The organism is Halocynthiibacter sp. (assembly GCF_049608145.1).
In the GTDB taxonomy this organism is placed as follows: Bacteria; Pseudomonadota; Alphaproteobacteria; order Rhodobacterales; family Rhodobacteraceae; genus Halocynthiibacter.
The window spans coordinates 1-583 of record NZ_JBMYXF010000123.1 but is presented as its reverse complement, the minus strand read 5'-3'; the positions used below and the strand labels follow the sequence as shown (position 1 = coordinate 583).

At 47.0% G+C, this 583-nt stretch carries 3 tRNA genes; all 3 read right to left on the bottom strand.

Features of this window, described 5'->3' with window-relative positions:
* Positions 1–277 precede the first annotated feature (277 nt).
* The 3 genes from ACPGUT_RS16125 to ACPGUT_RS16115 all read right to left on the bottom strand — a co-directional run bounded on the left by ACPGUT_RS16125 (position 278) and on the right by ACPGUT_RS16115 (position 543).
* A tRNA-Arg gene (locus ACPGUT_RS16125) sits at positions 278–350 on the bottom strand.
* Positions 351–382: 32 nt separating this feature from the next.
* A tRNA-Arg gene (locus ACPGUT_RS16120) sits at positions 383–459 on the bottom strand.
* Positions 460–466: 7 nt separating this feature from the next.
* Positions 467–543: transfer RNA gene (locus ACPGUT_RS16115), tRNA-Met, on the bottom strand.
* Between the last annotated feature and the right edge of the window lie 40 nt (positions 544–583).

The following is a 583-nucleotide window of genomic DNA, read 5'->3' as shown; positions in this document are numbered from 1 at the left end:
GGTCGTGTCTTTTTTCCCGGCGTCGACAAAGATGTGATCCGGATCTACATCTCGTTTGGTTTCAGTATTTTCAGTCATCTTTATACCTCTTGGCTATTATTCCGCATTGAAAGGAACATAATTTCACTTTGCGAAAATACAAAACTGAACTCTGGCAGGATACTGGAATTTTCACTCGAGAAGGAAACTATGAGCGAATTTGTGGGGATAACCCATTTGCGCAGACTATTGCTTTCTTTTGCGCAGACTTCTGCTTTTTTTGGCACAAATTTGTATTTGGCGATCCCGGGAGGACTTGAACCTCCAACTGCTTAGAAGGCAGGTGCTCTATCCAGTTGAGCTACGGGACCGCAGTGAAGGGTAACCCCCTTCAGGTATCTTATGGTGACCCCGGATGGACTTGAACCATCGACCTTCTGCTTCGGAGGCAGACACTCTATCCAGCTGAGCTACGGAGTCATTTTTTTGGTGGGAGAGGTGGGACTTGAACCCACGACCTGAGCGTTATGAGCGCTTTGCTCTGACCAACTGAGCTACTCTCCCAAACTATCAAGGTATAGCCCTGCAGCCTTCTCGATATACA